This is a genomic window from Bradyrhizobium sp. BRP22 (assembly GCF_020194175.1).
In the GTDB taxonomy this organism is placed as follows: domain Bacteria; phylum Pseudomonadota; class Alphaproteobacteria; order Rhizobiales; family Xanthobacteraceae; genus Bradyrhizobium.
Genome location: NZ_JADYVX010000056.1, coordinates 21,002 through 27,450, shown reverse-complemented (window position 1 = coordinate 27,450; position 6,449 = coordinate 21,002). Strand labels below are relative to the sequence as shown.

Sequence of the window (6,449 nt, the reverse complement as noted above, 5' to 3'; positions counted from 1 at the left end):
TGCAGGTAGAAGGCTGACCTGATCCCGGCTGACGCCGGTCTTGAACCTACGATTCGTCATACCGAATCGTACACTCGTTCCTACAAAAAGCTCAGATTCTTACCCAGTCTCGAAGCGCAATCCGGGGAGGCGTCGCAAGTGGCGATAATCCCGGATTACGCTTTGTTTCATCCGGGCTACGTTGCTGATCGGCCGCCTACGGCTATGGCGGCAATGGCATCGCCTTCAGCTTCATCGCAGCACAGATGATCGGCGATCTTATCGACGCCGAACTTCTCGAGGATTTTGCGCTGGATCGTTTCGCGCGCTCGGTGTTCGGTTAGAGCCCTCACTCATGCACCCGACCATGTCCGCTTCGCTCCGATAGCGGCCGCTTTTGTGCACGCGCAGCAAATGACGTGGTGAGGGGCAGAATCGCGAGACTCCACCCTCTCTCGGTCACCGCGCGCGCACGCAGAGGAGATGCGCTGCGGGCTTTACGCTCGGTCAAAACTTATAGTTGACCCCGACCCGGGCGATGTTGCCGACGTCCTTGAGCTTGATCGACACCGCAGCGGGTGGCAGCAGGGCGTTAAAGTTGTTGTCATCGAGTACGTAGCGCAGATATTCCACCCTCAGCGTGACTGCGCTGTTGTTGGACATGTGGAAGCCCGTGTCAAAGGGCAGCGCGTACTCGAAGCCGCCGCCGTAAGTGAAGCCGGTTTCAGTCGTCCTGAGGCTTGCGCTCGCCAGCCCATCCAAGTTGGCACTGTGGTCGACGGTTCCATAGGCAAAGCCGCCGGTCGCGTAGACCAGGTAGCGATCATAGGCGTAGCCGACCCTGCCGCGAACAGTTCCCAGGAAATTGAGACGGCTGCTGAGGTTCACCGTGCTGCCCGGTATGATTCCGCTGCTGTCGATCGGAAGATTGCTCGACAGATCGGTGTAGGCCGCATCGGTTTCGAGACCGACCACGACGCCGCTCAGACCGCCGAGCGGGAATTCATAATTGTAGCCGAACTGACCGCCCGCGGTGACACCGTCGCTCTTGTTACGAAGCGAGAGCGGGGCGGCAGTGAGACCGGAAACGTCGACGCGGTCGGAGTTGTCGAATGCGCCGCCGACGTTCACACCGGCGTAAAAGCCTGTCCACGAAAACGCCTGCGGCATTGGAGGAGCCTTCAGGGCTGGCTGATAACGAACCGGCAAATCCGCGGCGAAAGAGAGGCCCGGGAGGCTCAGGAGAGCGAGTGCGAAGGTCAGTTTCTTCTTGAGCATGACTAGGTCCTGCGTGATGACGATGCTGGTCCTGACGCCTCCTCTTGATGGCAACTGGTTGCCATAAACGATGACTTTCGAGGACCATGGTTCTCATGCGCGGCGGATGTTGCGCTTTCATTTCGCCAGCCGCGTCTCGGTTACGGCTGAAATCAAACTCGCGAATCTTCACAGCTTGTTGCTATCGAGCAACAAATATCGCAGGTCGAACTTTGAGAGCAGGAATTCGCTCGGCTCATGCGCCGAAGCCGCAATACGCGCCGTCGCCTCGTCGAGATGAAGACACTGCATTGAGCGACGCGCTCACTCACGAAATCGTCACCGCTTCTCGCCAATAGATCGCCGCCGCCGGGAATAACCCCTCGCCTCGCCCGATCACGTCCCCGCAAGCCCAATTGGGGGCGCATGGAGAACGGCGATGAGCGGGTTCGATCACGACCACAGGGATGAAGACCGCGGCGTGAGCCGCCGCAAAGTGCTCGAATGCATGACCTGGGCGGGCACCGGCGTGCTCTGGACGGTGACGGGTGGCGTGCCACGCTCGCTCGGCATGGTCGGCTCGGCGCAAGCGGCCGAGTCCCCTGGCATGACCTTCCTGCAGATCAGCGACAGCCACGTCGGCTTCGACAAGCCGGCCAACCCGAACGCGCTTGGCACGCTGGAAGAGGCGATCGGCAAGATCAACGCCATGCCGGCGAAGCCCGCCTTCATGATCCACACCGGCGACATCACGCATCTGTCGAAGGCCGCCGAGTTCGACAATGCCGAGCGCATCATCTCGCAGGCCAAGCTTGACGTGCATTACGTGCCTGGCGAGCACGACCTGATCGACGAGGAAGTCAAGCTCTACAAGGAACGCTACGGCCGCGGCACCAGGGGCGCCGGCTGGTATTCGTTCGACGCCGGCGGCGTGCACTTCATCGGCCTCGTCAATGTCGTCGACCTCAAGGCCGGAGGCCTCGGCAATCTCGGCGCCGAGCAGCTCGCATGGCTCGAGAACGACCTGAAGGGCCGCTCGAAATCGACTCCGATCGTGCTGTTCGCCCACATCCCGCTATGGACCGTCTATCCGACCTGGGGCTGGGGCACCGAGGACAGCGGCCGCGCGCTCGAGTATGTGAAGGGCTTTGGCTCGGTGACCGTCCTGAACGGACACATCCACCAGGTGATGCAGAAGGTCGAAGGCAACGTCACCTTTCACACCGCGCGCTCGACCGCCTTCCCGCAGCCCGCGCCGGGCACTGCGCCCTCGCCCGGCCCGATGAAGGTTGAGGATGCCAGGCTGCGCAGCCTGCTCGGCATCGCCAGCGTCAATTTCAAGCAGGGGCAGGAACGCCTCGCCATCATCGACACGCCGCTGCACGGCTGAGGGGATTCGGTTCATGAGCACGATCAATCGCCGTGACTTCGGCATCGCCGTCGCCGCGGCCATGCTGCTGCCCGCCACCGCTGCGCGCGCCGAAGGCATGGAAGTGCATATCGACAATTTCGTCTTCCAGCCGGCGCAGCTCAACGTGAAGCTCGGCACGACCGTGACCTGGACCAATCGCGACGACATTCCGCACACGGTGGTGTGCGCCGGGAAATTCAGGTCGAAGACCATGGACACCGACGACAGCTTTTCATTCACCTTCACCGCCGCCGGCGACTACAAATATTTTTGTTCGCTGCACCCGCACATGACTGGCATGATCAGGGTCGAATAAGTTGCCAAGCTCAGGCAGCACAACCATGCCCGGCCGGTGGGCTCTGTCCGGCCGGGCCAAGACAGTCGCCGCACAAACCGGGCATGAGGCGATGAAAGCATCGGAGGAAGATCCCGAGAAGGCGCGGCGTTTTCGCGAGGCCGCACTGCCCTATCTCGACGATGCCTATACACTGGCGCGCTATCTCCTGCGCGACGCCAGCGACGCCGAGGATGCCGTGCAGGAGTGTTTCCTGCGCGCCTACAAGCATTTCGACAGCTATCGCGGGCCGGCGATGAAGCCATGGCTGTTCGCGATCCTGCGCAATGTCTGCCGTGCCGAATATGCGCGGCGCGCGGGTACTCAAACCGGCGCGATCGAAGATGTCGCCGATAGCGCGGAGGCAACCCCGCTCTGGCATGAGGCGCCGGAGACGCCCGAAGCGCAGATGCTGCGCGAGAAGGATTCGGCTGCAATCCGCCGATTGATCGCGGCGCTCGCCGAGCCGTTTCGCGAGACCTTCGTGCTCCGGGAAATTCAGAACCTTTCATACCGCGAGATCGCCGATGTTGCGGCCGTGCCCGTCGGCACCGTGATGTCGCGTCTTGCGCGCGCCCGCGCGATGCTGCGCTCGGCGTGGCTTGCGGAACAGGAGCAAGCAAAATGACCTGCGAGGAAGCCGAGGTGCTGCTTCAGGCGCTGATCGACGGCGAGCTCGACGCCGGACATGCGCGCGAGGTCGAGAGCCACATCGCAGGCTGCCCGCGCTGCGCGGCGCTGGCGAAAGACTATCGCGCGATGAGCGAGATGATCGCGGACAGAGGCGCGCGCTACACCGCGCCACCCGAGCTGCGCCGGCGCATCGAGGCATCGCTGCCGCAGCCGAAGGCCGCGCCGAACCGCCGCGCGGTGCTGCGCGGCTTCGCGCTGGGATCGGCGGTCTCGGCGATGGCTGCGACCGGTCTCATCGCCGTCATCCTGCGCAACGACGACGAGGCGCGCATCCAGTCGGAACTGGTCTCGGCGCATTTGCGCTCGCTGCAAGCCGGCCATCTCACCGACGTGCTTTCCACCGATCAGCACACGGTCAAGCCGTGGTTCAACGGCAAGCTCGATGTGGCCCCGCCGGTCATCGACCTCACCGCAAAGGGCTTCACCCTGATCGGCGGCCGGCTCGACTATGTCGACGCGCGCGCGATCGGCGCCGTGGTCTATCGACGGCGCCAGCACTTCATCAACCTGTTCGTCGCGCAGACTGCCGACACCGAACGTCGCGCCGCCAGGACCTCGACGCGGCAGGGATTCAACATCCGCCGCTGGAGCGACCACGGCCTGAACTTCTGGGCGGTCAGCGATATCGACGCCGATGAACTCGCCGAGTTCGGTGAGAAGTTCGAGACAGCGATGCGGACGAATGCTGCTTCGTAGCCCCGATGAAGCCAACGGGCTATGGGACTACGGGTTCATTATTGCTGCGGCGGATAGCGATCGAACGCAGGAAGTTCGTGCGCGCGCTCCATCCAATGGATCCGCTCCGCAACCTGGACGTGGATCATTGCCGGCACGGCATCGGGCTCGTCGTATGTTGCGCTCTGGATATCGATGAGGCCCGGAAGGATCTGCTCATTGAGGTAGAAAAGACCGGTGCCGCAGTTTGCGCAAAAGTGCCGACGGCCGTGTTCGGATGATTCGTAGACCTTCGCCTGCCCTTGCGTCACCTTGACAGCATCGACCGGATACATCGTCCAGCCGACCACCGGTGCGCCGGCGTGACGTCGGCAATCCGTGCAGTGGCACAGCGCATGGGTAAGGGCTTCGCCTTCAACCTCGTAGCGGATGGCTCCGCAATGGCAACCGCCTGTGATGTGCATTGATCTGCTCCCAGGTCGTTGATCGAGTGGATTGGCATTGTAGCCCGGTGGAGCCAGCGGGTCACGCGAACGCGTGCCCGATGACAGTCTCCACGTGATCCGGGAACCGACTCGAGGAGCATGACCCCGGATTGCGCTTCCGCTTCATCCGGGCCACGAAAGCCGCAGAACTCCGATCAGGCCGACTTGCGCACCGCGTTGTCGACCAGCGTCTTGCCGAGCGACCAGATCGCGCCGGGGACCTTGTGGCTGCCGGCGATCACGGTGTCGAAGGCCTTTTCGATCCAGGTGCAGTCGTCCTCGGTGAGGACAAGCGGCGGCAACAGCTTGATGGTGTGGCTGCCGTGGCCGGCGACCTGGGTCAGAATCTTGTGGTCCTTGAACAGCGGCACGGTAATGAGCTGGCAGAACAGGCCCTTGTTGGCGGTCTCCAGCACGTTCCAGGATGCGCGCAGGCGCAGCGACTTCGGCGGGCCGAACTCGATGCCGATCATCAATCCCTTGCCGCGCACTTCCTTCATCAGCTCGTAGCCCGGCACCATGCGCGTCAGCGCGAGGCGGAGCTCGGCGCCGCGCTTGGCGGCCTGCTCGACCAGCTTTTCGGCCTTGATGACGTCGAGCGTCGCGATGCCGGCGGCCATCGCGAGATCGTTCTTCGAAAATGTCGAGCCGTGCACGACGGCGCGATCCATCTGGTTGAAGATCTTGTCGAAGATATTCTTGCGCGTCAGCAGCGCGCCGACCGGGACATGACCGCCGGACAGCGCTTTCGCGAGCAACACCATGTCGGGCTCGACATTCCAGTGCTCGACGGCGAGGAATTTGCCGGTGCGGCCGATGCCGGTCTGGATTTCATCGGCGATAAACAGCGTGCCATATTTCCGGCACAACGCCGCAGCACCGGGCAGGAATTCGTCGGAGGGTATGTTGACGCCCTTGCCCTGGATCGGCTCGACGATGAAGGCCGCGACCTGGCGCGACGACAGCGCCTGCTCAAGCGCGGCAAGATCGTTGAACGGAATTTGCGTGCAGCCGGGCAACAGCGGCTCGAAGCCGGAGCGAAAATTCGCATCGTCCATCAGCGACAGCGCGCCATAGGACAAACCGTGAAACGAATGCGAGCACGACACGATGCCGGGCCGACCGGTCGCGCCACGCGCGAACTTGATCGCGGCCTCTACCGTTTCGGCGCCCGAATTGGAGAAGAATACCTTATCCAGGTACGGTACATGTTCGAGCAGGCGCTCGGCCAAAATGCCCGCGAGCGTGGATACGTCAAGCTGCACGAGATTCGGCAGGTCGGCATCGAGTACACTCTTCAGTGCCTGGCGCAGCGCCGGATGGTTGCGGCCGATCGCAAAAACGCCAAAACCGCTCAGTAGGTCGAGATAACGTGCCCCCTCGCGATCGAAGAGATACTGGCCTTGCCCTTTTTGAAAACCGACGTCATAGCCGATAGTCTTGAGCACGCGCACGAGCTGCTCGTTCAAGTACCGCGCGTGCAGGGAACTGCGCTGCGCCTGGCGCTCCACAAACATCTCGGAAACGTCTAGATTTGAGCTTAGCATCGGTTACATACGTCGGTTGATGGTCATTTCGTCAACTCAAAACGCTGATTGCGGCGTTTTGCCCCCAA

7 protein-coding genes are annotated in these 6,449 nt (G+C 62.5%); 4 read left to right on the top strand and 3 right to left on the bottom strand.

All coding sequences use genetic code 11. The features are described 5' to 3' along the window. Nucleotides 1–486 precede the first annotated feature (486 nt). Complete coding sequence (locus tag I6F35_RS37425) at nucleotides 487–1,257, bottom strand: outer membrane beta-barrel protein (protein WP_225122641.1); 771 nt, start codon at nucleotides 1,255–1,257, stop codon at nucleotides 487–489. A gap of 418 nt (nucleotides 1,258–1,675) precedes the next feature. On the opposite strand from I6F35_RS37425, the gene I6F35_RS37420 reads away from it, so the two are divergent. The 4 genes from I6F35_RS37420 to I6F35_RS37405 all read left to right on the top strand — a co-directional run bounded on the left by I6F35_RS37420 (nucleotide 1,676) and on the right by I6F35_RS37405 (nucleotide 4,370). Further along, nucleotides 1,676–2,626 carry a metallophosphoesterase gene (locus tag I6F35_RS37420; protein WP_225122640.1) on the top strand — a complete coding sequence of 317 codons (951 nt, stop codon included), beginning with the start codon at nucleotides 1,676–1,678 and terminating at the stop codon, nucleotides 2,624–2,626. A gap of 13 nt (nucleotides 2,627–2,639) precedes the next feature. Further along, nucleotides 2,640–2,963, top strand: a complete 324-nt coding sequence (locus I6F35_RS37415) for a cupredoxin family copper-binding protein (protein ID WP_225122639.1) — start codon at nucleotides 2,640–2,642, stop codon at nucleotides 2,961–2,963. Between the two features lie 91 nt (nucleotides 2,964–3,054). Further along, a complete protein-coding gene (locus tag I6F35_RS37410; RefSeq protein WP_225122643.1) occupies nucleotides 3,055–3,609 on the top strand; it encodes a sigma-70 family RNA polymerase sigma factor in 555 nt (184 codons plus the stop codon). After that, nucleotides 3,606–4,370 (top strand): anti-sigma factor, encoded by a 765-nt coding sequence (locus tag I6F35_RS37405; RefSeq protein WP_225122638.1) that lies wholly within the window; start codon nucleotides 3,606–3,608, stop codon nucleotides 4,368–4,370. Before I6F35_RS37410 ends, I6F35_RS37405 begins: the two co-directional genes overlap by 4 nt. A gap of 38 nt (nucleotides 4,371–4,408) precedes the next feature. Here the strand turns inward: I6F35_RS37405 and I6F35_RS37400 are convergent, their stop codons facing one another. Beyond that, a complete protein-coding gene (locus I6F35_RS37400; RefSeq protein ID WP_225122637.1) occupies nucleotides 4,409–4,813 on the bottom strand; it encodes a GFA family protein in 405 nt (134 codons plus the stop codon). Between the two features lie 176 nt (nucleotides 4,814–4,989). Then, nucleotides 4,990–6,381 (bottom strand): aminobacteriohopanetriol synthase HpnO, encoded by a 1,392-nt coding sequence (gene hpnO / locus I6F35_RS37395; RefSeq protein WP_225122636.1) that lies wholly within the window; start codon nucleotides 6,379–6,381, stop codon nucleotides 4,990–4,992. Between the last annotated feature and the right edge of the window lie 68 nt (nucleotides 6,382–6,449).